The organism is Pseudomonas sp. No.21 (assembly GCF_054558415.1).
In genome coordinates this window covers 233,616-258,873 of the sequence record NZ_BAAJNO010000005.1, presented here as the reverse complement: position 1 = coordinate 258,873, position 25,258 = coordinate 233,616, and the positions used below count along the sequence as shown (strand labels likewise).

Annotated in this window: 21 protein-coding genes and 1 pseudogene; 17 read left to right on the top strand and 5 right to left on the bottom strand. The window is 66.9% G+C overall.

Annotated features, from left to right (window positions below; translation table 11 throughout):
* The first annotated feature begins 26 nt into the window (after positions 1 to 26).
* From ACYJSS_RS12050 to ACYJSS_RS12015, 8 genes and pseudogenes are all read left to right on the top strand, one after another.
* Positions 27 to 1,646 (top strand): 5-guanidino-2-oxopentanoate decarboxylase, encoded by a 1,620-nt coding sequence (locus ACYJSS_RS12050; protein ID WP_459479885.1) that lies wholly within the window; start codon positions 27 to 29, stop codon positions 1,644 to 1,646.
* An 80-nt stretch (positions 1,647 to 1,726) separates the two neighbouring features.
* Positions 1,727 to 2,446: pseudogene (locus ACYJSS_RS12045) on the top strand (ABC transporter ATP-binding protein); the annotation flags it as partial.
* Positions 2,447 to 2,486: 40 nt separating this feature from the next.
* Positions 2,487 to 3,263, top strand: a complete 777-nt coding sequence (locus tag ACYJSS_RS12040) for a transporter substrate-binding domain-containing protein (RefSeq protein WP_111263703.1) — start codon at positions 2,487 to 2,489, stop codon at positions 3,261 to 3,263.
* Positions 3,264 to 3,297: 34 nt separating this feature from the next.
* On the top strand, positions 3,298 to 4,011 hold the full coding sequence (locus tag ACYJSS_RS12035) for an ABC transporter permease (protein WP_236205335.1): 714 nt from the start codon (positions 3,298 to 3,300) through the stop codon (positions 4,009 to 4,011).
* Positions 4,012 to 4,019: 8 nt separating this feature from the next.
* Complete coding sequence (locus tag ACYJSS_RS12030; protein ID WP_236205336.1) at positions 4,020 to 4,709, top strand: ABC transporter permease; 690 nt, start codon at positions 4,020 to 4,022, stop codon at positions 4,707 to 4,709.
* Positions 4,710 to 4,740: 31 nt separating this feature from the next.
* Positions 4,741 to 5,922 (top strand): pyridoxal phosphate-dependent aminotransferase, encoded by a 1,182-nt coding sequence (locus tag ACYJSS_RS12025; RefSeq protein ID WP_236205337.1) that lies wholly within the window; start codon positions 4,741 to 4,743, stop codon positions 5,920 to 5,922.
* A gap of 86 nt (positions 5,923 to 6,008) precedes the next feature.
* A complete protein-coding gene (locus ACYJSS_RS12020; protein WP_236205338.1) occupies positions 6,009 to 7,754 on the top strand; it encodes an amidohydrolase in 1,746 nt (581 codons plus the stop codon).
* Positions 7,755 to 7,757: 3 nt separating this feature from the next.
* A complete protein-coding gene (locus ACYJSS_RS12015; protein WP_236205339.1) occupies positions 7,758 to 8,678 on the top strand; it encodes a CobW family GTP-binding protein in 921 nt (306 codons plus the stop codon).
* 4 nt (positions 8,679 to 8,682) lie between these two features.
* Here the strand turns inward: ACYJSS_RS12015 and ACYJSS_RS12010 are convergent, their stop codons facing one another.
* Positions 8,683 to 9,741 carry a polyamine ABC transporter substrate-binding protein gene (locus ACYJSS_RS12010; RefSeq protein ID WP_236205340.1) on the bottom strand — a complete coding sequence of 353 codons (1,059 nt, stop codon included), beginning with the start codon at positions 9,739 to 9,741 and terminating at the stop codon, positions 8,683 to 8,685.
* A gap of 197 nt (positions 9,742 to 9,938) precedes the next feature.
* Complete coding sequence (locus ACYJSS_RS12005) at positions 9,939 to 11,315, bottom strand: glutamine synthetase family protein (protein WP_111263696.1); 1,377 nt, start codon at positions 11,313 to 11,315, stop codon at positions 9,939 to 9,941.
* Between the two features lie 276 nt (positions 11,316 to 11,591).
* Between ACYJSS_RS12005 and ACYJSS_RS12000 the strand changes: the two genes are divergently transcribed.
* The 9 genes from ACYJSS_RS12000 to ACYJSS_RS11960 all read left to right on the top strand — a co-directional run bounded on the left by ACYJSS_RS12000 (position 11,592) and on the right by ACYJSS_RS11960 (position 21,823).
* Positions 11,592 to 12,344, top strand: coding sequence for a gamma-glutamyl-gamma-aminobutyrate hydrolase family protein (locus ACYJSS_RS12000; protein ID WP_236205341.1), 753 nt, complete (start codon positions 11,592 to 11,594; stop codon positions 12,342 to 12,344).
* Positions 12,345 to 12,386: 42 nt separating this feature from the next.
* A complete protein-coding gene (locus ACYJSS_RS11995; protein ID WP_111263694.1) occupies positions 12,387 to 13,745 on the top strand; it encodes a glutamine synthetase family protein in 1,359 nt (452 codons plus the stop codon).
* 64 nt (positions 13,746 to 13,809) lie between these two features.
* Positions 13,810 to 15,180, top strand: a complete 1,371-nt coding sequence (locus tag ACYJSS_RS11990; protein ID WP_111263693.1) for an aspartate aminotransferase family protein — start codon at positions 13,810 to 13,812, stop codon at positions 15,178 to 15,180.
* A 148-nt stretch (positions 15,181 to 15,328) separates the two neighbouring features.
* Positions 15,329 to 16,429, top strand: a complete 1,101-nt coding sequence (locus ACYJSS_RS11985) for a polyamine ABC transporter substrate-binding protein (protein ID WP_111263692.1) — start codon at positions 15,329 to 15,331, stop codon at positions 16,427 to 16,429.
* A 59-nt stretch (positions 16,430 to 16,488) separates the two neighbouring features.
* Positions 16,489 to 17,583 (top strand): polyamine ABC transporter substrate-binding protein, encoded by a 1,095-nt coding sequence (locus tag ACYJSS_RS11980; RefSeq protein WP_236205342.1) that lies wholly within the window; start codon positions 16,489 to 16,491, stop codon positions 17,581 to 17,583.
* A 74-nt stretch (positions 17,584 to 17,657) separates the two neighbouring features.
* Positions 17,658 to 18,749: a polyamine ABC transporter substrate-binding protein gene (locus ACYJSS_RS11975; protein ID WP_111263690.1), complete on the top strand. Its 1,092-nt coding sequence runs from the start codon at positions 17,658 to 17,660 to the stop codon at positions 18,747 to 18,749.
* 145 nt (positions 18,750 to 18,894) lie between these two features.
* On the top strand, positions 18,895 to 20,037 hold the full coding sequence (gene potA / locus ACYJSS_RS11970; protein WP_111263689.1) for a polyamine ABC transporter ATP-binding protein: 1,143 nt from the start codon (positions 18,895 to 18,897) through the stop codon (positions 20,035 to 20,037).
* Between the two features lie 23 nt (positions 20,038 to 20,060).
* The gene (locus ACYJSS_RS11965) at positions 20,061 to 20,942 is read left to right on the top strand and encodes an ABC transporter permease subunit (RefSeq protein WP_178083009.1); all 882 of its coding nucleotides are present in this window, start codon (positions 20,061 to 20,063) and stop codon (positions 20,940 to 20,942) included.
* Positions 20,939 to 21,823, top strand: a complete 885-nt coding sequence (locus ACYJSS_RS11960) for an ABC transporter permease subunit (protein ID WP_111263687.1) — start codon at positions 20,939 to 20,941, stop codon at positions 21,821 to 21,823. The genes ACYJSS_RS11965 and ACYJSS_RS11960 overlap by 4 nt, the downstream gene beginning before the upstream one ends.
* Positions 21,824 to 21,925: 102 nt before the next feature.
* On the opposite strand, the gene ACYJSS_RS11955 is transcribed toward ACYJSS_RS11960, so the two are convergent.
* From ACYJSS_RS11955 to ACYJSS_RS11945, 3 genes are read right to left on the bottom strand one after another with little or no spacing between them, the layout of a single operon-like run.
* A complete protein-coding gene (locus tag ACYJSS_RS11955; RefSeq protein WP_236205343.1) occupies positions 21,926 to 23,578 on the bottom strand; it encodes a GMC family oxidoreductase in 1,653 nt (550 codons plus the stop codon).
* 49 nt (positions 23,579 to 23,627) lie between these two features.
* Entirely contained in the window at positions 23,628 to 24,464 is an 837-nt protein-coding gene (locus ACYJSS_RS11950) for an ABC transporter ATP-binding protein (protein ID WP_236205344.1), read from the bottom strand.
* On the bottom strand, positions 24,452 to 25,255 hold the full coding sequence (locus ACYJSS_RS11945; protein WP_236205345.1) for an ABC transporter permease: 804 nt from the start codon (positions 25,253 to 25,255) through the stop codon (positions 24,452 to 24,454). The genes ACYJSS_RS11950 and ACYJSS_RS11945 overlap by 13 nt, the downstream gene beginning before the upstream one ends.
* Positions 25,256 to 25,258: the final 3 nt, after the last annotated feature.

Here is a 25,258-nt window from a genome sequence, read left to right as displayed (position 1 = left end):
CCATACCTATAACAAGAGGTGCTCGCATGACCAGTTGCGCCCAGGCGCTCGTCCGACTGCTCGAAGGCTATGGCGTCGAAACCGTCTTCGGCATCCCCGGGGTGCATACCGTCGAGCTCTATCGCGGCCTCGCCGGCAGCCGCCTGCGTCACATCAGCCCGCGCCACGAGCAGGGCGCCGGCTTCATGGCCGATGGCTACGCCCGCGCCAGCGGCAAGCCGGGCGTGTGCTTCATCATCACCGGCCCGGGCATGACCAACATCCTCACCGCCATGGGCCAGGCCTACGCCGATTCGGTGCCCATGCTGGTGATCTCCACCACCAGCCGCCGCGAGCACCAGCGCCTGGGCCACGGCTACCTGCATGAGCTGCCGGACCAGCGCGCCATGGTCGCCGGCGTCTGCGCCTTCAGCCATACGCTGCAGCGACCCCAGGAACTGCCGGAGGTGCTGGCCCGCGCCTTCGCCCTGTTCCGCTGCGCGCGGCCCCGCCCGGTGCATATCGAGATTCCCCTGGACGTCCTGGAGCTGCCTGCCGACGGCCTCGACCTGCGCGCCCGTGCGCTGCCCCAGGCCGCCGCCCCGGCGCCCGCCGCCGTGGCCGAGGCTGCGGCCCTGCTGGCCGGGGCGCACAAGCCGCTGATCCTCGCCGGTGGCGGTGCCCGGGGTGGCGCCGCCGCCCTGCGCGAGCTGGCCGAGCACCTGCAGGCACCGGTGGCGCTGACCACCAACGCCCGTGGCCTGCTGGAGCCGGACCACCCGCTGCTGCTTGATGGCGTGCAGTCATCGGCCCATGGCCGCGCGCTGTTCGCCGAGGCCGATGTGGTGCTGGCGGTGGGCACCGAACTGGGCGAGACCGACTACGACTTCTTCGGCCTCGGCCCCCTGTCGCTCGAGGTGCCGGTGATCCGCCTGGACATCGACCCGCTGCAGATACTCGGCGTGCAGCGCGCCGAAGTCGGCCTGCTGGGCGATGCCGGGCTCGGCTTGCGGGCCCTGCTCGCGGCCCTGCCCCCTGCCACGCCTGACGGCGGCTGGGCGCAGGCCGCCGTGCGCCGGGTCAATGCCGCCGAGCGCGAGCGCTGGAGCCCCCGGCAACGGGCGCTGCAGGCGCTGCTCGATACCCTGCGTGACGCCCTGCCGGCGCCGGTGCTGGTCGGCGACTCGACCCAGCCGGTGTACCAGGGCGCCCTCGGCTATCGCGCCCCGCTGCCTGGCAGCTGGTTCAATGCCGGGACCGGCTACGGCACCCTCGGCTATGCCCTGCCGGCCGCCATCGGCGCCAAGCTGGCGCTCCCCGGGCGGCCGGTGCTGGCGCTGGCCGGCGACGGTGGCGTGCAGTTCTCCAGCGCCGAACTGATCGCCGCCCGCGAGGCGGGGGTCGGGGTGATCCTGGTGCTGTGGAACAACCACTGCTACGGCGAGATCCGCGACTCCATGGTGGCCCGCGAGGTGCCGCCCCTGGGCGTGGACATCCTCGCCCCGGACTTCGCGGCCCTGGCCCGTGCCTGCCACGTCAGTCACCACGCGGTGCGCAGCCTGGAGGGCCTGAGCGAGCTGCTCGGCAGCCTGGCCGGGACCTGCGAGCCGCACCTGATCGAACTCGACGCCGCCGACTTCCTGCCGGCCAGTGGAGAAACCCGATGAACACGACCCCTCCCGCCGTGGCGCCGACCACGCCGCCTGCGGTCGCCCTCGACGGGCTGCACAAGAGCTACGCCGAGCACCACGTGCTCAAGGGGATTTCTCTGGAGGCCCGCGAGGGCGACGTGGTCTCGCTGATCGGCGCCAGCGGCTCGGGCAAGAGCACGCTGCTGCGCTGCATCAACCTGCTGGAGATCCCGGACGCCGGCAGCCTGCACATCAATGGCGAGAAGGTCGCGCTCAAGCGTGACCGCGCCGGCCACGGCCGCATCGGCGACCCGCGCCAGGTGGAGCGCCTGCGCACCCGCCTGAGCATGGTGTTCCAGAACTTCAACCTGTGGCCGCACCGCACGGTGCTGGAAAACATCATCGAGGCGCCGGTGCATGTGCTCGGCGAAAAGCGCCAGGACGCCATCGGCCACGCCGAGCAGTTGCTGGAGCGGGTCGGCCTGGCGGACAAGCGCCATGCCTACCCGGCCTTCCTCTCCGGTGGCCAGCAGCAGCGCGTGGCCATCGCCCGGGCGCTGGCGGTGCGTCCGCAGGTGCTGCTCTTCGACGAGCCGACCTCGGCGCTCGACCCCGAACTGGTGGGCGATGTGCTGCGGGTGATCCGCGGCATCGCCGAAGAGGGGCGCACCATGATCCTGGTGACCCACGAGATGGCGTTCGCCCGCGATGTGTCCAGCCGGGTGGTGTTCCTCCACCAGGGGCGCATCGAGGAGCAGGGCCCGCCTTCCCAAGTGCTGCTGGACCCGCGCAGCGAGCGTTGCCGGCAGTTCGTGATGGCTCAGGACAACCGCTGAATCCCCTGGCAAATACAAAAACCACAACGAGGGACCCACCATGAAAAGAAGCCTCATCGCCCTGCTCCAGGCCGCCCTGCTGGCCAGCGTCGCCAGTGTCGCCGTGGCCCAGGAGAAGATCGTCTTCGGCATCGCCCAGGAAGCCTACCCACCCTTCTCCTTCAAGAGCGGCAAGGGCCAGTGGAGCGGTTTCGAGCCGGAGCTGATCACTGCCCTGTGCGCGCGCATGCAGGTGCAATGCCCGCTCAACGAGATGGCCTGGGACGGGTTGATCCCCGCGCTCAAGGCGCAGCAGGTGGACGTGGTGCTGAACTCGCTGTCCATCACTCCCGAGCGCCGCGAGGTGGTCGACTTCAGCGAGCCCTACTTCTTCACGCCCGCCCTCTGGGTCGCCGACCGCAGCCTGGACGTGCAGCCCACGCCCGAAGGCCTGAAGGGGCTGATCATCGGCGTGCAGGGCTCCACCACCCACTCCGCCTATGCCAAGAAGTACTTCGGCAGGGACTCCATCGTGCGCTACTACAACGCCCAGGACGACATCCTCGCCGACCTGCGCAGCGGCCGCATCGACATCATGCTCGCCGACCAACTGGCGGTGGAGCCGGTGCTCGACCTGCCGGACAACGCGATGCTCGCCAGCAAGGGCGTGGCGCCGCAGGACCCGCTGTTCGGCGAAGGCGTGGGCGCGGCGGTGCGCAAGGGCAACGACGCCCTGCGCGAGCGCCTCAACCTGGCCTTGCAGGCGCTGCGCGACGACGGCAGCTACGACGCCATTCGCGGGCGCTACTTCAAGGCCGACATCTCGGCCCGGCAGTGATGCGCGCTCGCTCCCATTCCTCGCAGGTGCATTCATGACCGCTATCGAAATCCAGCGGCTGCTGTTCACCGATGGCTGGCTGCAGGCCCTGGCCCAGGGTGCCGTGAAGACCCTGGGCATCTCGATAGGGGCCTTCGTGCTCGGCCTGTCCCTGGGCCTGGTCGTCGCCCTGGTCAAGCTCTGGGGGCCACGTTGGCTGGTGATCTGGGCCAACTGCTACACCACGCTCTACCGCGCCGTGCCCGAGCTGCTGCTGATCCTGCTGCTGTACTACGCGGGCTCCGACCTGCTCAACCTGCTGATGGCCGCCGCCGGCCAGCCGCCGGTTGAGGTCAATGGCTTCCTCGCCGGCATCGTGGTGCTGGGCATCGTCCAGGGCGCGTATTCGGCGGAGATCATCCGCGGCGCCATCGAGGCCATCCCCGTGGGCCAGATCGAGGCCGGGCGGGCCTATGGCATGAAGCCCTTCATGGTGCTGAGGCGGGTGCTGGTGCCGAGCATGCTGCCCCATGTGGTCGCCGGCCTGTCCAACCTGTGGCTGGTGCTGGTCAAGGACAGCGCCCTGATCAGCGTGGTGGGCTACAGCGAGCTGCTGGGCGCGGGGCGCCAGGCTCCCGCCTCGACCAAGCACTACCTGATGTTCTACCTGGCGGTGGCGGCCTTCTATTACCTCATCACGCTGGTCTCCAGCCTGGTGTTCCGGCGCTTCGAGGCACGCTTCGAACGCTGGATGCCCCGGCTCGCCTAGGAGGGCTCATGGACTTCACCTGGTTGAGTGGCTTTACCGGTGAGCTGACGCGCGGCGCGGTGCTGACCTTGCAGTTGCTGCTGATCTCGGCCTGCTTCGGCTTCCTGCTGGCGATTGCCGTGGCCCTGGCCCGGCTGTCGCGCAACCCGCTGCTGGCGGGTGGCGCGCGCTTCTACACCAGCGTGCTGCGGGGCACGCCGCTGCTGGTGCAGATCTACATCCTCTACTACGGCGTGGGCAGTGTCTTCGCCAGCTTCCCGCTGGTCCGCCACAGCCTGCTCTGGCCCTACCTGCGCGAGGGCTTCTGGTATGTCGCCTTCGCCCTGACCCTCAGCGTCGGTGCCTATGTCGGCGAGGTGCTGCGCGGCGGCCTGCGCGCGGTGCCCCGTGGCGAGCTGGAGGCGGCGCGGGCCTACGGCATGCGCCCCTGGCAGGTGCTGCGGCGGGTGTGGATGCCGCGGGCGTTGCAGATGCTGCGCCCGACCCTGGCCGGCGAGAGCGTGATGCTGCTCAAGTCCACCGCGCTGGCCTCCACCGTGGCGGTCACCGACCTGCTCGGCGCGGCCAACCTGGTGCGTTCGCAGACCCTGCGGGTCTACGAGCCGCTGCTGGTGGTGGCGGTGGTCTACATCGTCCTGGCCTTCCTCATCGAACAGGGCTTCGCGCGAGTCGGCCGTACGCCGCAGCGCCAGGCCTGAACCCATTGACCCGGATCCCAAGGAGCCGTGCATGAAGTATTCATCCCTGGTCGGGCGCATCAGCGGCGAGACCGTCAGCGCCTGGGACATCCACTACGCGGCCTGCGCGGCCCAGGAGCGTGGCGAGGACGCCATCGTCCTGAGCATCGGCGACCCGGACTTCACCACCGCCGAGCCGATCCGCACCGCTGCCATCGAGGCCCTGGGCCAGGGCGACACCCACTACAGCGCGGTGATCGGCCGCACGCCGCTGCGCGAGGCCATCGCCGCCAAGCAACGCAAGCTGTTGGGCATCCCCGTTGAAGTGGGCAACGTCGCCGTGGTCGCCGGGGCGCAGAACGGCCTCTACGCTACCGCCATGTGCCTGTTCGAGGGCGGCGACGAGGTGCTGGTGCCGGAGCCGATGTACCTGACCTACGCCGCCAGCATCCAGGCCTCCGGCGCCCGTCTGGTGAGCATCCCGCAGCCGGCGGAGGGCGACTTCCGTCTCACTGCCGAAGCGCTGGAGGCGGTGCTCACGCCGCGCACCCGGGGCATCGCCCTGGCCACGCCCAACAACCCCACCGGCAACGTCTACACCGACGAGGAGCTGGAGGCGGTGGCGGAGGTCGCGCGGCGCCATGATCTCTGGGTGCTGTCCGACGAGGTCTATGGCCAGCTCACCTACGATCGACCGCACCGCAGCGTCGCCAGCCTGGAGGGCATGGCAGCGCGCACGGTGGTGCTCAACAGCCTGTCGAAATCCCACGCCATGACCGGCTGGCGCGTGGGCTGGGTGGTGGCGCCGCCGGCGCTGATCGGCCACCTCGACAACCTGATGCTGTGCATGATCTACGGCCTGCCGGGCTTCATCCAGGCTGCCGCGCTGAAGGCCCTGGAGCTGGACGAGGCAGTGGTTGGCGAAGCCCGCGAGACCTACCGCCGCCGCCGCGACCTGGTGGTGCGGGGTCTCGCCGACGTGCCGCTGCTGCGCTGCAAGGTGCCGGAGGCGGGCATGTTCATGCTGGTGGACGTACGCGGCACCGGCCTGTCGGGCATGGACTTCGCCTGGCGGCTGTTCCGCGAGACCGGTGTCTCGGTACTCGACGCGGAGGCCTTCGGCGCCAGCTGCCGGGGCTTCGTGCGGCTCTCGTTCACCGTCTCCGATGGCGAGCTGGAGGAAGCCTGCCGGCGCATCGCCGGTTTCATCGGGCGCCTGCAGACCCCGCACTGATCCACCGCCGTTCCTGACCGACCCAGGTTGACGGCGCGCTCACGCGCCGGGCCTGGCCACGCCCGAGAAAATCACAAGGTGCCGCCATGACTGACGCCGACAACTTCTCCTCGACCCATTCGGCCACGGGCCATTTCGCCGACCTGATCCTCGACAACGGCCGCATCTGCACCCAGGACCCGGCACAGCCCTGGGCCGAGGCGGTGGCGATCCGCGGAGGCCGCCTGCTGGCCGTGGGCGACCGCGCCGCCGTGCAGGCCTTCAAGGGGCCGGCCACCCGCGTGCACGATCTGGGCGGGGCCTTCTGCATGCCCGGGCTGCACGACATGCACACCCACCCGGACCTGGCGCTGGCGCCGCGCTACAGCGACGACCTCGATGTCGGCATCGAGGACCCGACGCCCGCGCAGCTGGAGGCGGCGATCCGCGCCTATGCCGATGCCCACCCCGGCGATGGCTGGATCCACGGCCAGTACTGGGTGCGCTACACCTTCCGCGAGGCGGGCCTGGTGCCCGGCCGCGCCTGGCTCGATCAGGTGATGCCCGATCGCCCGGTGGCGCTGCTGGACCGCATGTGGGGCACCATGATGGTGAACTCGAAGGCGCTGCAGCTCGCCGGCATCGACCGCCACACCCCCGACCCGCGCAATGGCTACCTGGAGCGCGACGAGCTGACCGGCGAGCCCACCGGGCTGATGATCGACGGGGCCTACGCGATGATCCACGCCGCCATGCCGCCGACCCCGGTGGCGGTGCTGCGCCGGGCCTACCGCGATGGGGTGCACTTCCAGAGTTCGCGAGGGGTCACGGCGAGCAAGTACGTGCACGTCTGCGAACACCGCCTGCAGGCGCTGAAGGCGCTGGACGACGCGGGCGAGCTGACGGTGCGCATCGAGGCGGCGATCAGCTGGCAGGACGATATCTTCCCGGTGCGCAGGCGCTGGCAGCTGCTGGCCGGCGAGCGCCACTACTACCGCAGCGCCCGCCTCAGCGCCAACGCGGTGAAATTCCACTTCGACGGCACGGTGGAGCCGCGTTCGTCCTTCCTGCTCACGCCTTGGCCGAACGAGTCGGAGTGGCGGGGCAAGCTCAACCTCACCCCCGAACACATCACCGACATGCTGGTGGACATGGACCGCCGGGGCATCCGTGTCATCGCCCACTGCACCGGCGACGGCGCCTCCGACGTGTTCCTCGATGCGGTGGCCGAAGCACGGCGGCGCAACGGCTTCAGCGGCGTGCGCCACCAGTGCGCCCACAGCACGCTGCTGCACCCGGGCAACCTCAAGCGCTTCCAGGAGCTGCAGGTGATCGCCGAGTTCTCCCCGGCCGCCTGGTACCCGACGCCCTTCGCCAGCGGCGCGCGTTCGGGCTACGGTCAGGAGCGGCTCAAGCGCATCTACGACTTCAAGGGTGTGCTGGAGGCCGGCGGCACGGCGGTGTTCGGCACCGACTGGCCGGTGGCGTCGATCGACCCCTGGCTGGCACTGGAGACCATGGTCACCCGGCAGAACCCCTGGAACGACGACCCGGCCTGCTTCGGCGAGCCGATCACCCTGGAGCAGGCGCTGCGCGTGGCCACGCGCAATGGCGCCATCGCCATGGGCCTGGAGGGCAGCACCGGCAGCCTGGAGACGGGCAAGGCGGCGGACCTGATCGTGCTCGACCGTGACCTGTTCGCCCAGCCGGCGCGCAACTATATCCACCGCACCCGGGTGCTGCTGACCTTCGTCGAGGGCCAGTTGGTCTACGACCGCGAAGGCGCGCTGGCCGGGCTCGGCCTGGAGGCGGTCTGGAAGGGCGAGCCGCCGGTGATCGAGGCGCAGGGGTAGGCCATGGACGAGCGCATCGCGGTCACGGTGGTGGCGGGGTTTCTCGGGGCCGGCAAGACCACCTTGCTCAATCGCATGGTCCGGCGCGCGGGGGACAGCCGGCTGGCGGTGATCGTCAACGACTTCGGCGCGCTGAACATCGATGCGGCGCTGGTGGCCGAGGTCACCGATGCGGTGTACAGCCTGCAGAACGGCTGCATCTGCTGCACGGTGCAGGAAGACCTGCTGGCGCAGCTGGCCAGCCTGGCGCAGCTCTCGCCGCGCCTGGAGCGCATCGTCATCGAGTGCAGCGGCGTCTCCGACCCGCAGCGCATCGTGCAGACCCTGGGTTATCCACAGCTGCGCGGCCTGCTGCGGCTGGACCTGGTGATCACCCTGGTGGATGCCACCCGCCACCTGGCACTGGATGGCGAGTACGCACGGCTGGCCCGCGCCCAGGTTTCGGCGGCCGATGTGCTGCTGCTGAACAAGAGCGACCTGGTGGACGCGGACGAGCTGGTGCGCCTGCGCGAGGCGCTGCCGGGGCGTGCGCTGCTGCATGTCGGGGTGCAGGCCGACCTGCCTGACGCGCTGTGGCTGGAGGCGGAGCCGCCATCCCGTGTGCCCGGAGTGCTGACGCCGGTGGCGACGGCGGACCACGGGCAGCTGTTCGAGTCCTGGGTCTGGGAAGGCGAGGGGGTTTTCGATGCCGGGCGCCTGCGGGCCTGGCTGGCGGGCCTGCCGGATGCGCTGTTCCGCCTCAAGGGCTGGGTGCGCCTGGAGGCGGCCGGCGGGGCGCTCTGGTTGCAGCAGGTGGGGCGGCGCAGCCAGTTCGGCCCGGTGAGCGGGCCGGTGGGCGATGGCATGCGCCTGGTGTTCATCGCCCGGCGTGGGTTCGCCGGGCGACAGGCGCTGGAGGGCGGGTTGCGCGCCTGCCTGCGCTGAGGGCTCAGTGGCCGTCGCGGAAAGCGGCCCAGACCTGATCGCGGGTGGCGCCGAGTTTGTCCGGCAGGGACTCCAGGGCGAACAGGCGGCGCTTGGTTTCCTTGTCGGGGTAGAGTCCCGGCTGGTCGCGCAGGTCGGCGGCGAGGAATTCGCGGGCGTCGGCGTTGCCGTTGGGGTAGAGGGTTTCGCTGGTGATCTGCGCGGCGACCTTGGGTTGCATCATGAAGTCGATGAAGCGGTGGGCGAGGTCGGCGCGGTTGGCGCTGCTGGGGATGGCGAGGTTGTCGATGAACAGCACCGAGCCCTCGTCGGGCACCACGAAGCGCACCGGCTGGCCGGCGGCTGCGGCGTTGAGGGCGTCGCCGACCCAGGCCATGGCGACGCACAGCCGGCCCTTGTTGAGGTCTTCGATGTAGCGCTCGCTGTCGATGTAGCGCAGGTTCGGGCGCAGGCCGCCGAGCAGCTCGGCGGAGCGCTTGAGCCGGCTGGGCGCGGTGCGGGCGAGGGTGCGGCCCTGGTAGGTCATGAGGATCGACAGGGCTTCGTCCGGGGCGTCGAGCACGCTCATGCCGCAGCTGGCCAGGCGCTTGCTCTGCTCGGGCTCGAACAGAACGCTCCAGCTCGAGGGCAGCGGACCGCCGTAGGCCTTCTCGGCCTGGGGCGTGTTCACCGCGAGGCCGACGGCACCCCAGAGGTAGGGCACGGCGTGCTGGTTGTTGGGGTCGACGGCGGCGAGCTTGCTGAGCAGCTGCTTGTCCAGGTGCTTGCGGTTGGGCAGGCGGCTGAAGTCCAGCGGCTGCAGGCGGCCGGCCTTGATCAGTTCCGGGAGGTTGTTGTGGGAGGGCACCACGATGTCGATGGCCTCGCCGCTCTCCATGGCCTTCTGCAGTTCTTCGGCGCTGGCGAAGGTGTGGTAGTCCACGCGGATGCCGGTCTGCTGCTCGAAGTCCTTGAGCACCTGGGGGGCGATGTAGTCGTTCCAGTTGTAGACGCGGATGGTGTCTTCGGCGCTGGCCAGGGTCGGCAGCAGCGCGAGCAGCAGCGGTGCGAGGAAGCGGGGCATGGAGTCCTCCCTGATGGTTGACGCCGCATTATTGCGGCGCAAATGTTTCAGCAGGTTGATGCATGTCAGCGACTGGGCCTCTCTGGAACGGGCCTTTGCGCGGTTCTCACAGCGCCCTTCCGAGATCGCGGGTGGGAGGAAGGGATGAATCGCAGACAAAAAAACGCCGGCCCTGGGGCCGGCGTCTTTCGACTCGCTTACACGGTATGCAGGTACCAGTTGTATTCGAGGTCGGAGATGGAGTGTTCGAACTCCTCCAGCTCGCTTTCCTTGCACGCGACGAAGATGTCGATGTAGTCCGGGCTGATGTACTTGGCCAGGATCTCGCTGTCGTCCAGTTCGCGCAGTGCATCACGCAGGTTGTTCGGCAGGCTCTGCTCCAGCTGCTCGTACGAGTTGCCTTCGATGGGGGCGCCGGGCTCGATCTGGTTGGTCAGGCCGTGGTGCACGCCCGCCAGGATCGACGCCATCATCAGGTACGGGTTGGCATCGGCACCGGCGACGCGGTGTTCGATGCGCACCGCATCCGCGCTGCCGGTGGGCACGCGCAGGGCGACGGTACGGTTGTCCAGGCCCCAGCTCGGTGCGTTCGGCACGTAGAACTGCGCACCGAAGCGACGGTAGGAGTTCACGTTCGGGCAGAGGAAGGCCATGGAGGCGGGCAGGGTCTCGAGCACACCGCCGAGCGCATGGCGCAATGCGGCGTTCTGCTCGGGATCCTCGCTGGCGAAGATGTTCTTGCCATGCTTGTCCAGCAGCGAGATATGGACGTGCAGACCGTTGCCGGCCTGGCCCGGGTAGGGCTTGGCCATGAAGGTGGTGTCCATCTCGTGGTCGTACGCGATGTTCTTCACCAGGCGCTTGAGCAGCACGGCATAGTCGCAGGCCTTGATCGGGTCCGCCACGTGGTGGAGGTTGACCTCGAACTGGGCCGGGGCGCTTTCCTTGACGATGGCGTCGGCCGGGATGCCCTGGACCTTGGCGCCTTCGAGGATGTCCTGCAGGCAGTCGGCGTACTCGTCGAGGTCGTCGATCAGGTAGACCTGGGTGGACTGCGGACGCTTGCCGGAGATGGGGGAGCGCGGCGGCTGCGGACGGCCGTTCACGTTCTCCTGGTCGATCAGGTAGAACTCGAGCTCGAACGCGGCGCAGATGGTCAGGCCGAGATCGTCGAACTTCGCCACGACCTGGCGCAGCACTTCACGCGGGTCGGCGAAGAAGGGCTCGCCTTCCATCTCGTGCATGGTCATCAGCAGTTGCGCGGTGGGGCGCTTCTGCCAGGGCTCGTCGCACAGGGTGCCGGGGATCGGGTAGCAGATACGATCGGCGTCGCCGATGTCCAGGCCGAGGCCGGTGCTCTCAACGGTGGAACCATTGATATCGAGGGCGAATAAGGAAGCGGGGAGGTTGATGCCTTTTTCGTAAACTTTGTGGAGGCTGGCGCGTTCGATTCGCTTGCCTCGGACTACTCCATTCATATCTGCGATCAGGAGGTCGACGAACTGGACCTCAGGATGTTCCTTAAGGAACTCGTTCGCTTCTTGAAGCTGAACGGCACGCGGGGGTACCGACATGATGCAACACCTTTCTTGTTAAAAATATCAATCACACGTTCGCTAGGGTGAGAGTCAATCGGAATCCCCTAACGATGTCAATAGCGCCCCATTTTGCCCTAAAACAGGGCCATATGGCCAATTTTGGGGCGTTTGAGGGGCATCTGCCCCCTCTCGGGGCCATGGCGCACGCGGCGCTCAGCGAGGTGTGTTCGATTTTTTACAGCCCTATTGTGTAAAAAAATGAACAACGCTAAGCTCGGTCGCAACCCATAACAGCAATAAAACGGGTGTCTCATGTCTCGCCTGCCGTTCATCGGCGTAACCGCTTGTACCAAGCAGATCGGTCTGCATCCTTACCATATAGCGGGTGACAAGTATCTTCGTGCGGTAGCCCTTGGCGCCGGCGGTGTTCCTCTGATTATTCCCGCTCTCGGCGAGCTCATCGAGACGACTTCCCTTTTGGCCAGTCTAGACGGCCTGCTGTTCACCGGTTCGCCTTCCAACGTCGAACCCCATCATTATTCCGGCCCGGCCAGCGAGCCCGGCACCCTCCACGATCCGCAGCGCGATGGCACCACGCTTTCGCTGATGCGTGCCGCCGTGGCCGCAGGTGTGCCCGTGCTCGGCATCTGCCGGGGCTTCCAGGAGATGAACGTGGCCTTCGGTGGCACGCTGCACCAGAAGGTGCACGAGGTCGAGGGCTTCATGGACCACCGCGAGCCGGCCGACGAGCCGCTCGAGGTGCAGTACGCACCCCGCCACCCCGTGCATGTGCAGCCGGGTGGCATCCTCGCCGGTATCGGCTTGCCGGCGGAGATTCTCGTAAATTCCATTCATGGCCAGGGCGTTGAACGTCTGGCGCCGGGCCTTCACGTAGAAGCGCTGGCGCCTGACGGGTTGGTCGAATCCTGCTCGGTCGTCGGCGCTGCGAGTTTCGCGCTCGGAGTACAGTGGCACCCCGAGTGGCAGGTTCGTTCGAACCCCGATTATCTCGCCATCTTCCAGGCCTTTGGTGAGGCTTGCAGGAAGAGGGCGGGGCAACGCTGAGCTCAGCTATACCAGTTGCAGCTCTCACACCCTGAGGTCTTTATGACTACCAAGTTGGACCAGCTCACAAGCTGGTTGAAAGAACGCAAAATCACCGAAGTTGAATGCTTGATCAGCGACCTTACCGGCATTGCCCGGGGCAAGATCTCGCCGACCAACAAGTTCCTCGACGAGAAGGGCATGCGCCTCCCCGAGAGCGTGCTGCTGCAGACCGTCACCGGCGACTATGTCGAGGACGACGTTTATTACGAGCTGCTCGACCCTGCCGACATCGACATGGTCTGCCGCCCGGACGAGAACGCCGTGTTCCTCGTGCCCTGGGCGCTGGAACCCACCGCGATGGTGATCCACGACACCTTCGACAAGATGGGCAACCCCATCGAGCTGTCGCCGCGCAACATCCTCAAGAAAGTGCTCAAGCTCTACGCCGACAAGGGCTGGCGCCCGATCGTCGCGCCGGAGATGGAGTTCTACCTGACCAAGCGCAGCGACGACCCGGACTACCCGTTGCAGGCCCCGATCGGCCGCTCCGGTCGCCCCGAGACCGGCCGCCAGTCCTTCTCCATCGACGCGGCGAACGAATTCGACCCGCTGTTCGAGGACATGTACGACTGGTGCGAGGCGCAGGACCTCGACCTGGACACCCTCATCCACGAGGAAGGCCCGGCGCAGATGGAGATCAACTTCCGTCACGGCGAAGCCCTGTCCCTGGCCGACCAGATCACCGTGTTCAAGCGCACCATGCGCGAGGCCGCGCTGAAACATAACGTCGCCGCCACCTTCATGGCCAAGCCGATCACCGACCAGCCGGGCAGTGCCATGCACCTGCACCAGAGCGTGGTGGACATCAAGACCGGCAAGAACATCTTCTCCAACGAAGATGGCTCCATGAGCGAGCTGTTCCTCCACCACATCGGCGGCCTGCAGAAGTTCATCCCCGAGCTGCTGCCGCTGTTCGCGCCGAACGTGAACTCCTTCCGCCGTTTCCTGCCCGATACCTCGGCGCCGGTGAACGTGGAGTGGGGCGAGGAGAACCGCACCGTGGGCCTGCGCGTGCCGGACGCCACCCCGCAGAACCGCCGCGTGGAGAACCGCCTGGCCGGTGCCGACGCCAACCCCTACCTGGCGATCGCCGCCAGCCTGCTGTGCGGCTACATCGGCATGGTCGAGCAGATCAAGCCGAGCGCGCAGGTCAAGGGCCGTGGCTACGAGCGCCGCAACCTGCGCCTGCCGCTGACCCTCGAGGACGCCCTCGAGCGCCTGGAGAACTGCAAGCCCCTGGAGAAGTACCTGAGCACCAAGTTCATCAGTGCCTACGTCGCGGTGAAGCGCGCCGAGCACGAGAACTTCAAGCGCGTCATCAGCTCCTGGGAGCGTGAGTTCCTGCTGCTTTCCGTCTGATCCAAACGGCGTGCCGCGTTCGTGGCGCGGCACGCCAACCCAGATTTGCATAGAGGTGTAGATAATGAAGAGCCCAGTGACCAACCCCCAGACCCTTGAGTGGCAGGCACTCAGTCGCGACCACCACCTGCCGCCGTTCACCGACTACCAGGCGTTGAATGCCAAGGGCGCGCGGATCATCACCAAAGCCGACGGCGTCTACATCTGGGACAGCGAGGGCAACAAGATCCTCGACGCCATGGCCGGCCTGTGGTGCGTCAACGTCGGCTACGGCCGCGAGGAACTGGTGCAGGCGGCCACCCGCCAGATGCGCGAGCTGCCCTTCTACAACCTGTTCTTCCAGACCGCCCACCCGCCCGTCATCGAACTGGCCAAGGCCATTTCCGAACTGGCGCCCGAGGGCATGAACCACGTGTTCTTCACCGGCTCCGGTTCCGAAGCCAACGACACCGTGCTGCGCATGGTCCGCCACTACTGGGCGACCAAGGGCCAGCCGAAGAAGAAAGTGGTGATCGGCCGCTGGAACGGCTACCACGGCTCCACCGTCGCCGGCGTCAGCCTCGGCGGCATGAAGGCGCTGCACGAGCAGGGCGACCTGCCGATCCCGGGCATCGTCCATATCGCCCAGCCCTACTGGTACGGCGAGGGTGGCGACATGGCCCCCGAGGAATTCGGCGTCTGGGCGGCCGAGCAGTTGGAGAAGAAGATCCTCGAAGTCGGCGAGGAGAACGTCGCCGCCTTCATCGCCGAGCCCATCCAGGGTGCGGGCGGCGTGATCGTCCCGCCGGAAACCTACTGGCCGAAGATCCGCGAGATCCTCGCCCGCTACGACATCCTGTTCATCGCCGACGAAGTCATCTGCGGCTTCGGCCGTACCGGCGAGTGGTTCGGCAGCCAGTACTACGGCAACGCCCCTGACCTGATGCCCATCGCCAAGGGCCTGACCTCCGGCTACATCCCCATGGGCGGCGTCATCGTCCGTGACGAGGTGGTCGAGGTGCTCAACCAGGGCGGCGAGTTCTACCACGGCTTCACCTACTCCGGTCACCCGGTGGCCGCCGCGGTGGCCCTGGAAAACATCCGCATCCTGCGCGAAGAGAAGATCGTCGAGAACGTGAAGGCGGAAACGGCACCGTATTTGCAGAAGCGTTGGCAGGAGCTGGCTGACCATCCCCTGGTCGGCGAAGCGCGCGGGGTCGGCATGGTCGGCGCCCTGGAACTGGTCAAGAACAAGAAGACCCGTGAGCGTTTCACCGATCTGGGCGTGGGCATGCAGTGCCGCGAGCACTGCTTCCGCAATGGCCTGATCATGCGTGCGGTAGGCGACACTATGATTGTTTCGCCGCCGCTGGTGATCAGCAAGGATGAGATCGACGAACTGGTGACCAAGGCCCGCAAGTGCCTTGACCTCACCGCGAGTGCGGTTCTGGGTTGAGCAATTGGGCGAGTTTGCAAACAATCGCATCCCGCGAGCTGTTGTAAGCGCGCCCCTGACCTTGCCAGACTGCGCCAGTGCGTTGGCCAGGCTCACCGGGCGGTGGCGACGCCGCTCGGACACTTAAACAACAAATGGAGCTACCCGCATGTTCAAAACCTTCGGCAAGACCCTGCTCGCCATGACGCTCGCCGGCGCTGTGGCCGGCGTGGCGCAGGCAGAAGACAAGGTGCTGCACGTCTACAACTGGTCTGACTACATCGCCCCGGACACGGTCGAGAAGTTCACCAAGGAAACCGGCATCAAGGTCGTCTACGACGTCTTCGACTCCAACGAGACCCTTGAAGCCAAGCTCCTGGCCGGCAAGTCCGGTTACGACATCGTGGTGCCGTCCAACAACTTCCTGGCCAAGCAGATCAAGGCCAAGGTCTACCAGCCTCTGGACAAGTCCAAGCTGCCGAACTGGAAGAACCTGGACCCGAACCTGCTGAAGACCGTCGAAGTCTCCGACCCGGGCAACCAGTACGCCTTCCCCTACATGTGGGGCTCCATCGGCATCGGCTACAACGTCGACAAGGTCAAGGCCGTGCTCGGCGACAAGGCCCCGGTGGATTCCTGGGACCTGCTGTTCAAGCCCGAGAACATCGAGAAGCTGAAGTCCTGCGGTGTCTCCTTCCTCGACTCGCCGACCGAAATCCTGCCGATCGCCCTGCACTACCTGGGCTACAGCCCGGTCAGCCAGGACCCCAAGCAGCTCAAGGAAGCCGAGGCGCTGTTCCTCAAGATCCGTCCGCACGTGACCTACTTCCACTCCTCCAAGTACATCTCCGACCTGGCCAACGGCAACCTCTGCGTGGCCGTGGGCTACTCGGGTGACGTGTACCAGGCCAAGTCCCGCGCCGAAGAGGCCAAGGCTGGCGTGAAGGTCGCCTACAACATTCCGAAGGAAGGTGCCGGCACCTTCTTCGACATGGTCGCGATCCCCGCCGACGCCGCCAACCCCGACGCCGCCTACGCCTTCATGAACTTCCTGATGAAGCCGGAAGTGATGGCCGAGATCACCAACTTCGTGCAGTTCCCGAACGGTAACGCCGCCGCCACCCCGCTGGTGGACGAGGCGATCCGCACCGACCCGGGCATCTACCCGAGCAAGGAGACCATGGCCAAGCTCTACGCCTTCCCGGACCTGCCGGCCAAGGTGCAGCGCGCTATGACCCGTACCTGGACCACCATCAAGTCGGGCAAGTAAGCCGTCCCTCACCCTCCGGCGCTGCGCCGGAGGGTGAACCACCCCGAGAGGACCTCCTCATGCGCAATCGCCCCTGGCTGTTAGGGTTGCTGGCCAGCTTCCTCGCCGTGTCCATGACACAGGCCGAGGAGCGTGTCGTGCATGTGTACAACTGGTCCGACTACATCGCCCCGGACACCCTGGAGAACTTCCAGAAGGAAACCGGGATCAAGGTGGTCTACGACGTCTTCGACTCCAACGAAACCCTCGATGGCAAGCTCGCCACCGGGCAATCCGGCTACGACGTGGTGGTCCCTACCAACCACTTCCTGGCCAAGCAGATCAAGGCCGGCACCTACCAGAAGCTGGACAAGTCCAAGCTGCCGAACCTCTCCCACCTGGACCCTGCCGTGCTGAAGAACCTCGCCGGCGGCGATCCGGGCAACGAATACTCCGTGCCCTACATGTGGGGCACCAACGGCATCGGCCTCAACGCCACCAAGGTGCGCGCCATCCTCGGCGCCGATGCCAAGCTCGACTCCTGGTCCCTGCTCTTCGACCCCGCCGTGGTCAGGCAGCTCACCCAGTGCGGCGTGGCCCTGATCGATTCCGGCGACGAAGTCATGCCGCAGATGATCAACTACCTCGGCGGCTCGCCCCACACCCACGAGCGTGCCGACTACGACAAGGCCACCGCCCAGTTGCTCAAGGTGCGCCCGTACATCACCTACTTCCATTCCTCCAAGTCCATCGGCGACCTCGCCAACGGCGACATCTGCATCGCCTTCGGCTACTCCGGCGACATGCTCCAGGCCGCCAGCCGCGCCAGGGAAGCCGGGCGCACGGACGACATCATCTACGTCATCCCCAGGGAAGGCACCGCCATGTGGGCGGACATGCTGGCCATCCCCCGCGACGCCAGGCACGTTGAAGAGGCACATGCCTTCATCAACTACCTGATGCGTCCGGATGTGATCGCCAAGATCAGCGACTACGTTTCCTATGCCAACGCCAACAAGGATGCGACCGCGCTGGTCGATGCCAGCGTGCGCGAGAACCCCGGTGTCTATCCCTCGCCGGAAGTGATGGCCAAGCTCTACGTGGCCCGGGAGCGCCCGCGCGATGTCCAGCGCTGGCTGACCCGTGACTGGACCCGGATAAAAAGCGGTCGTTGAGACGACAACCCGATAAGAAACTCCGCAGCGCGCCCCGGTGCGCCAGCGGCCCGGCCTATCAAGAGGATTAAAGTGTGCGAGTTTCCTTCTGCAAAACCCTGATCACCGCCGCCGTGCTGACCCTGGCTTCACAGGCCCAGGCCGAGCAGACGGTGCACATCTACAACTGGTCCGACTACATCGGCGAGACCACCCTGGCCGACTTCCAGAAGGAAACCGGCATCAAGCCCGTCTACGACGTCTTCGACTCCAACGAAACCCTCGAAGGCAAGCTCCTGGCCGGCCGCACCGGCTATGACGTGGTCGTCCCCTCCAACCACTTCCTCGGCAAGCAGATCAAGGCCGGCGCCTTCCAGAAGCTGGACCGCAGCCAGCTGAAGAACTGGGGCAACCTCGACCCCGTCCTGCTCCAGCGCCTGGAAGCCAACGACCCCGGCAACCAGTACGCCGTCCCCTACCTCTGGGGCACCAACGGCATCGGCTACAACGCCGAGAAGGTCAAGGCCGTGCTCGGCGTCGACAAGATCGACTCCTGGTCAGTGATCTTCGAACCCGAGAACATCAAGAAGCTCAGCCAGTGCGGCGTGGCCTTCCTCGACTCGGCCGACGAAATGATTCCGGCCATGCTCAATTACCTGGGCCTGGACCCCAACAGCAAGAACCCGGACGACTACAAGAAAGCCGAGGCCAAGCTGATGGAGGTACGCCCCTACATCACCTATTTCCACTCCTCCAAGTACATCGGCGACCTGGCCAACGGCGACATCTGCGTCGCGGCGGGCTTCTCCGGCGATATCTTCCAGGCCGCCGCGCGCGCCGAGGAAGCCGGCAAGGGCGTGGAAATCGCCTACGCGATCCCCAAGGAGGGCGGCAACCTGTGGTTCGACATGGTCGCCGTGCCGGCCGATGCCGCCAACGCCAAGGAAGCCCACGCCTTCATCGACTACCTGCTGCGCCCCGAAGTCATCGCCAAGGTCAGCGACTACGTGGGCTATGCCAACCCGAACACCAAGTCGGGCGAATTCATGAATCAGGACGTGCGGAACGACGAGTCCGTGTACCCGCCACAAGCGGTGCTGGACAAGCTGTATGTCTCGGAGGAACTGCCTCCGAAGGTGCAACGGCTGATGACCCGGAGCTGGACCAAGGTCAAGTCGGGCAAGTGATCGGGGGCGAGCCGCGCGGGCAGGGCTCGCGCAGCTTGCGCCAGAGCGGGCGACGAGCGGACCAGGACGCGTGTCTCGCGCCTAACGAGCGATACTCAACGCAACCGGCCATAATGGCCGGCTAGCAAGAATTGGGAGTGTGGTAATGGCAATAGCCTCCGGTGCCTACAAGAAAGCCCTCGAGGGCAACCAGCAACCCAAAGAGGTGCTGGTCAAGATCGACCGGGTGACCAAGCAGTTCGACGAGACCCTTGCGGTGGACGACGTCTCGCTGACCATCAACAAGGGCGAGATCTTCGCCCTGCTGGGTGGCTCGGGCTCGGGCAAGTCGACCCTGCTGCGCATGCTGGCGGGTTTCGAGCGTCCGACCGAGGGTCGCATCTTCCTCGACGGCGTCGACATCACCGACATGCCGCCCTACGAGCGGCCGATCAACATGATGTTCCAGTCCTATGCGCTCTTCCCGCATATGACTGTTGCGCAGAACATCGCCTTCGGACTCAAACAAGACCGTCTGCCCGCCGCCGAGATCGACGAGCGCGTCACCGAGATGCTCAAGCTCGTGCAGATGACCCAGTACGCCAAGCGCAAGCCGCACCAGCTCTCCGGTGGCCAGCGCCAGCGCGTGGCCCTGGCCCGCTCGCTGGCCAAGCGCCCCAAGCTGCTGCTGCTCGACGAGCCCATGGGCGCCCTGGACAAGAAGCTGCGTTCGCAGATGCAGCTGGAGCTGGTTGAGATCATCGAGCGCGTCGGCGTGACCTGCGTCATGGTGACCCACGACCAGGAAGAGGCCATGACCATGGCCCAGCGCATCGCCATCATGCACCTGGGCTGCATCGAGCAGATCGGCAGCCCGGTGGACATCTACGAGACCCCCATCAGCCGCCTGGTGTGCGAGTTCATCGGCAACGTCAACCTGTTCGACGGCGAAGTGGTGGAGGACCTCGAGGCCCACGCCCTGATCGCCTGCCCCGAACTGGAGCGGCCGATCTACGTCGGCCACGGCGTGACCACCTCGGTGCAGGACAAGCGCATCACCTACGCCCTGCGCCCCGAGAAGCTGCTGGTCACCACCGAGCAGCCCACCTGCGAGTACAACTGGTCGCGCGGCAAGATCCACGACATCGCCTACCTCGGTGGGCACTCGGTGTTCTACGTCAAGCTGCCCGGCGGCTCCATCGTCCAGTCCTTCGTCGCCAACGCCGAGCGTCGCGGCGCGCGTCCGACCTGGGACGATGAAGTCTTCGTGTGGTGGGAGGACGACAGCGGGGTGGTGCTGCGCTCATGAAAATATCCAGCATAAAGAAGCGCCTGCCCACGGGCCGGCACGCGGTGATCGGGATTCCATTCGTCTGGCTGTTCCTGTTCTTCCTGCTGCCCTTCGCCATCGTGCTGAAGATCAGCTTCGCGGAAGCGGACGTGGCGATCCCGCCCTACACCGAGATCTACACCTGGGTCGACAACCAGCTGCAGATCGCCCTCAACCTCGGCAACTACTTCATGCTGAGCGAGGACGAACTCTACCTGGCCGCCTACCTGGGCTCCCTGAAGATGGCCTTCTTCAGCACCCTGCTGTGCCTCCTGATCGGCTATCCGATGGCCTACGCCATCGCCCGTGCCGGCAAGGAAGCCCAGACCGTGCTGCTGCTGCTGATCATGATGCCGACCTGGACCGCCATCCTGATCCGCGTCTACGCCTGGATGGGCATCCTCAGCAACAACGGCCTGCTCAACGGCTTCCTCATGGGCATCGGCCTGATCAGCGAGCCGCTGCAGATCCTCAACACCAACACCGCGGTCTACATCGGCGTGGTCTATTCCTACCTGCCGTTCATGATCCTGCCGCTGTACGCCAACCTGGTGAAGCACGACCAGAGCCTGCTGGAAGCCGCCTCGGACCTCGGTTCGAGCAACTTCAACAGCTTCTGGAAGATCACCGTGCCGCTGTCCAAGAACGGCATCATCGCCGGCAGCATGCTGGTGTTCATCCCGGTGGTGGGCGAGTTCGTGATCCCCGAACTGCTCGGCGGCCCGGAGACTCTGATGATCGGCAAGGTGCTGTGGCAGGAGTTCTTCAACAACCGCGACTGGCCGGTGGCGTCCGCGCTGGCAGTGGTGATGCTGGCGATCCTCATCGTCCCGATCATCCTGTTCAACCGTAACCAAGCCAAGGAACTGGAGGGCAAGGTATGAAGCGCTTCAGTTTCTCCAACGTGATGCTCTGGGTCGGCCTGCTGTTCATCTACCTGCCGATGCTGATCCTGGTGATCTACTCGTTCAACGCCTCCAAGCTGGTGACGGTCTGGGGCGGCTGGTCGGTGAAGTGGTACGTCGGCCTGCTGGACAACTCCCAGCTGATGAACTCGGTGATGCGCTCCCTGGAGATCGCCTGCTACACCGCCATCGCGGCGGTGGCGCTGGGCACCCTGGCGGCCTTCGTCCTGACCCGCATCCCGCGCTTCCGTGGCCGCACCCTGTTCGGCGGCCTGGTCACCGCGCCGCTGGTCATGCCCGAGGTCATCACCGGTCTGTCGCTGCTGCTGCTGTTCGTGGCCATGGCGCAACTGATCGGCTGGCCCCAGGAACGTGGCATCGTCACCATCTGGATCGCCCACACCACCTTCTGCTCGGCCTACGTGGCCATCGTGGTGTCGGCGCGCCTGCGTGAGCTGGACCTGTCCATCGAGGAGGCCGCCATGGACCTCGGGGCGCGTCCGTGGAAGGTGTTCATCCTGATCACCATCCCGATGATCGCGCCGTCGCTGGCGGCGGGCGGCATGATGTCCTTCGCCCTGTCCCTGGACGACCTGGTGCTGGCGAGCTTCGTTTCCGGCCCCGGCTCCACCACCCTGCCGATGGAGGTCTTCTCCGCCGTGCGCCTGGGCGTGAAACCGGAGATCAACGCCGTGGCCAGCCTGATCCTGCTGACCGTGTCGCTGTTCACCTTCTTCGCCTGGTACTTCAGCCGCCAGGCCGAAGAGCGTCGCAAGCGCGCCATCCAGGAAGCCATGGAATCCATGGCCGCCGAAGCCGCGTCCAGCAACAAGCGCCGCGCCGCCAGCCAACCGGCCTGAGCCTCGCGGTAACGGAAAAGGCCACCCTCGGGTGGCCTTTTCATTGCCGTTCGCCGCGCCCGCCGTAGCCCGGGCTTCAGCCCGGGAAACCACCGGCACGGGCTAGACCGCCGCCAGCGCGACATCCTCCCGCGCATTCGCCTCGGCCGCTCCACCCTGCAGGATCATCTGCGCGGCCTTCTCGCCGATCATGATGCACGGCGCATTGGTGTTGCCGCTGACCAGGGTCGGCATGATCGAGGCATCGGCCACGCGCAGGCCCTTCACCCCGCGCACCCGCAGCTGCGGGTCCACCACGCTCATGGCGTCCACGCCCATCTTGCAGGTGCCCACCGGGTGGAACACCGTGGCGGCGTGCTCGCGGATGTACGCCAGCAACTGCTCGTCGCTCTGCACCTCGGCGCCGGGCAGCATCTCCTGGCCACGCAGGCCGTCGAAGGCGGAGCCGGCGAGGATGCGCCGCGCCAGGCGGATGCCCTCGATCAGCACCCGGGCGTCCTCTGGGTCGGCGAGGAAGTTGTAGTCGATCTCGATCGCCCCCCGCGCCTTCACCCGCAGCTCGCCGATGCTGCCGGGGCGCAGCACGCAGGTGTGCACCGCGTAGCCATGGCCCCACTCGAACAGGCGCCCGCGATGGCTGCGGTAGCCCGGCACGAAGTGGAACTGCACATCCGGCAGCGCGCCGGCCAGAGGCGTGCGGGCGAAACCGCCGGCCTCCACGTAGTTGGTGGTCAGCCAGCCCTTCCGCTGCGCCAGGTACTTGAAGGGCGACAGCAGCACGCTGGGCAGCGAGCCCCAGGAGAAGCCCAGGGTCAGCGGGCTCGGCGAGCGCACGGTGACCAGGCCGTCGAGGTGGTCCTGCAGGTTCTTGCCGACGCCGGGCAGGTCGTGACGCACCTCGATGCCGGCGGCCTCCAGCTCCGCCCTGGGGCCGATGCCGGACGCCAGGAGCACCTGCGGCGAGCCGATGGCGCCGGCGGCGAGTATCACCTCGCGCTTGCACTCCAGGCGTTGCTCCACGCCGTCACGTTCGATCAGCACGCCCTTGGCGGCGCCGTCTTCGAGCAGCAGCGACAGCACCTTGCAGCCGGTCAGCACCTGCAGGTTCGGCCGCTCGCGCACCGGCGCGACGAAGGCGCGGTAGCTGGACAGCCGCCGCGCGTCCTTCTGCGTCAGGTTGTAGAGGCCGACGCCTTCCAGCTGGCCGCCGTTGAAGTCGTCGTTGCGTTTCAGGCCGATGGCCTCGGCGGCCTTGATGAACAGGTGCGACAGCGGGTTGGGGTCGCGGGCGCGGTCCACCGCGAGCTCGCCCCGGGTGCCGTGGTAGGCCAGGTCCTGGCCCAGGCGGTTGCCCTCGGACTTCCTGAACAGCGGCAGCACCTCGCGCCAGCTCCAGCCGTCGCAGCCGAGTTCGGCCCAGCGGTCGTAGTCGGAGGCGTCGCCACGGATGTAGATCATCGAGTTCATCGAGCTGGAGCCGCCCAGTGCCTTGCCCCGTGGGCAGTGCAGCTGGCGGCCGTTGAGGCGTGGCTGGGGCGCGGAGAAGAAGTTCCAGCTGAAACGCCGGCTCTTGTACAGGGTGATGGTGCCGGCCGGCGTCTGCACGCGCGGGCTGGCGTCGCTGCCGCCGGCCTCGATCAGGCAGACGCGCACGCCGGGGTCGGCGCTGAGGCGGTTGGCCAGGACGCAGCCGGCCGACCCGGCGCCGACCACCAGGTAGTCGTAACGCTGGGGGGATGGAGTCGAAGCGGGCATGGGGCCCTCCTTGCGATGGTGCCGGGGCGGGCGCGCCGCCCCCGGGCGGTCAGTGCATCTCTTCGAGGTCGTCGTGGAGCAGGCCGAGGATCTCGCGCTTCATCTCGATGAAGGCGCGGTCCATCACCATGTCCAGCTCGCGCGGGCGGGGGATGGGCACGTCGAGCTCGCGCTTGATGTGGCCGGGGCGGGCGCCCATGACGTAGATGCGGTCGCCCAGCAGGATGGCCTCGTCGATGTCGTGGGTGACGAACACCACGGTCTTCTTGCTGTGCTCCCACACCCGCAGCAACAGCTTCTGCATCTGCATGCGGGTCTGGCTGTCGAGGGCGCCGAAGGGCTCGTCCATCAGCAGGATCTGCGGATCGTTGGCCAGCGCGCGGGCGATGGCCACGCGCTGCATCATGCCGCCGGAGAGCTGCTTGGGGTAATGCCCGGCGAAGGGTGCCAGGCCCACTTCGGCCAGGTAGAAGTCGACGATCTCCTGGCGTTCGCCCTTGGGCATGCCCTTGCGCTTGAGGCCGAACTCGATGTTCTCGCGCACGTTGAGCCAGGGGAACAGGGTGTAGCCCTGGAACACCATGCCGCGATCGGCGCCGGGCCCGTCGACCCGCTTGCCGCCGACGTAGATCTCGCCCGACGTGGGTTCGGCCAGGCCGGCGGTGAGGTACAGCAGACTCGACTTGCCGCAGCCGGAGGGGCCCACGAGCACGGCGAACTGCTGGTCCGGCACGCTCAGGGAGACGTTCTCCAGCGCGGCGAAGGTCGTGCCGCCCGGGCTCTGGTAGCGCAGGCAGACGTTCTCCACCCGCAGGCGTTCGTTGGGGGTTGCGGCCGCAGCGGGGGCGGCCATGGCTTGATCGTGCATGGCTGCTACTGCGCCCATGAGGCCACCTTCAGTCGGAGGAGTCGGAACAGTTGATCGGTCACCAGCCCGAGCAGGCCGATGATGGCGATGGCGAGGAAGATCACGTCCACCTGGAAGCCGCGCATGGCCTTCAGGCTGATGTAGCCCAGGCCGCTGCTGGCGGCCACCAGCTCGGCCACCACCAGGTAGGTCCAGGCCCAGCCCATGGTCACCCGCAGGGTGTCCAGCACCCCGGGCAGGGAAGCCGGGCCGAGCACGTGGAGCACCACGTCGCGGCGGCTCGAACCCAGGGTGTAGGAGGCGTTGATCAGGTCCCGCGAGACACCCTTGGAGACGTCCGCGATCATCACCAGCTGCTGGAAGAACACGCCGAAGATGATCACCGTCACCCGCTGTTCCAGGCCGATGCCGATCCACAGGATGAACAGCGGCACGAAGGAGGTCACCGGCAGGTAGCGGACGAAGTTCACCAGCGGTTCGAGGAAGGCCTGGACGATGCGGAAGCTGCCCATCAGCAGCCCCAGCGGCACCGCCACCAGGGACGACACCGCGAAGCCGATGAGCACCACCTCGACACTCGCCAGCACGTGCTTGCCGAGGGTGCCGTCGCCGGCCAGCCGCGCGGCCGCCTCCAGCACCGCGCCCGGGGTGGGCAGGAACATCGCCGGCACCACGCCGCCGTAGGAAAGCCCGGCCCAGAGGCCGAGCACCAGCAGCCAGCCAAGGCTGCCCGCTGCGAGTATCAGCTTCGCCGGCAGCTCGACCTTGGGGGTCAGGCAGCGGGTCAGCCAGGAGTGTCGAGAAGCCATGGT

Bases quoted from the DNA above. Each gene is read 5' to 3' on its own strand.
- ACYJSS_RS12050 (WP_459479885.1), top strand. From the start codon at position 27: ATGACCAGTTGCGCCCAGGCGCTCGTCCGACTGCTCGAAGGCTATGGC.
- ACYJSS_RS12040 (WP_111263703.1), top strand. From the start codon at position 2,487: ATGAAAAGAAGCCTCATCGCCCTGCTCCAGGCCGCCCTGCTGGCCAGC.
- ACYJSS_RS12035 (WP_236205335.1), top strand. From the start codon at position 3,298: ATGACCGCTATCGAAATCCAGCGGCTGCTGTTCACCGATGGCTGGCTG.
- ACYJSS_RS12030 (WP_236205336.1), top strand. From the start codon at position 4,020: ATGGACTTCACCTGGTTGAGTGGCTTTACCGGTGAGCTGACGCGCGGC.
- ACYJSS_RS12025 (WP_236205337.1), top strand. From the start codon at position 4,741: ATGAAGTATTCATCCCTGGTCGGGCGCATCAGCGGCGAGACCGTCAGC.
- ACYJSS_RS12020 (WP_236205338.1), top strand. From the start codon at position 6,009: ATGACTGACGCCGACAACTTCTCCTCGACCCATTCGGCCACGGGCCAT.
- ACYJSS_RS12015 (WP_236205339.1), top strand. From the start codon at position 7,758: ATGGACGAGCGCATCGCGGTCACGGTGGTGGCGGGGTTTCTCGGGGCC.
- ACYJSS_RS12010 (WP_236205340.1), bottom strand. From the start codon at position 9,741: ATGCCCCGCTTCCTCGCACCGCTGCTGCTCGCGCTGCTGCCGACCCTG.
- ACYJSS_RS12005 (WP_111263696.1), bottom strand. From the start codon at position 11,315: ATGTCGGTACCCCCGCGTGCCGTTCAGCTTCAAGAAGCGAACGAGTTC.
- ACYJSS_RS12000 (WP_236205341.1), top strand. From the start codon at position 11,592: ATGTCTCGCCTGCCGTTCATCGGCGTAACCGCTTGTACCAAGCAGATC.
- ACYJSS_RS11995 (WP_111263694.1), top strand. From the start codon at position 12,387: ATGACTACCAAGTTGGACCAGCTCACAAGCTGGTTGAAAGAACGCAAA.
- ACYJSS_RS11990 (WP_111263693.1), top strand. From the start codon at position 13,810: ATGAAGAGCCCAGTGACCAACCCCCAGACCCTTGAGTGGCAGGCACTC.
- ACYJSS_RS11985 (WP_111263692.1), top strand. From the start codon at position 15,329: ATGTTCAAAACCTTCGGCAAGACCCTGCTCGCCATGACGCTCGCCGGC.
- ACYJSS_RS11980 (WP_236205342.1), top strand. From the start codon at position 16,489: ATGCGCAATCGCCCCTGGCTGTTAGGGTTGCTGGCCAGCTTCCTCGCC.
- potA (WP_111263689.1), top strand. From the start codon at position 18,895: ATGGCAATAGCCTCCGGTGCCTACAAGAAAGCCCTCGAGGGCAACCAG.
- ACYJSS_RS11960 (WP_111263687.1), top strand. From the start codon at position 20,939: ATGAAGCGCTTCAGTTTCTCCAACGTGATGCTCTGGGTCGGCCTGCTG.
- ACYJSS_RS11955 (WP_236205343.1), bottom strand. From the start codon at position 23,578: ATGCCCGCTTCGACTCCATCCCCCCAGCGTTACGACTACCTGGTGGTC.
- ACYJSS_RS11950 (WP_236205344.1), bottom strand. From the start codon at position 24,464: ATGGGCGCAGTAGCAGCCATGCACGATCAAGCCATGGCCGCCCCCGCT.
- ACYJSS_RS11945 (WP_236205345.1), bottom strand. From the start codon at position 25,255: ATGGCTTCTCGACACTCCTGGCTGACCCGCTGCCTGACCCCCAAGGTC.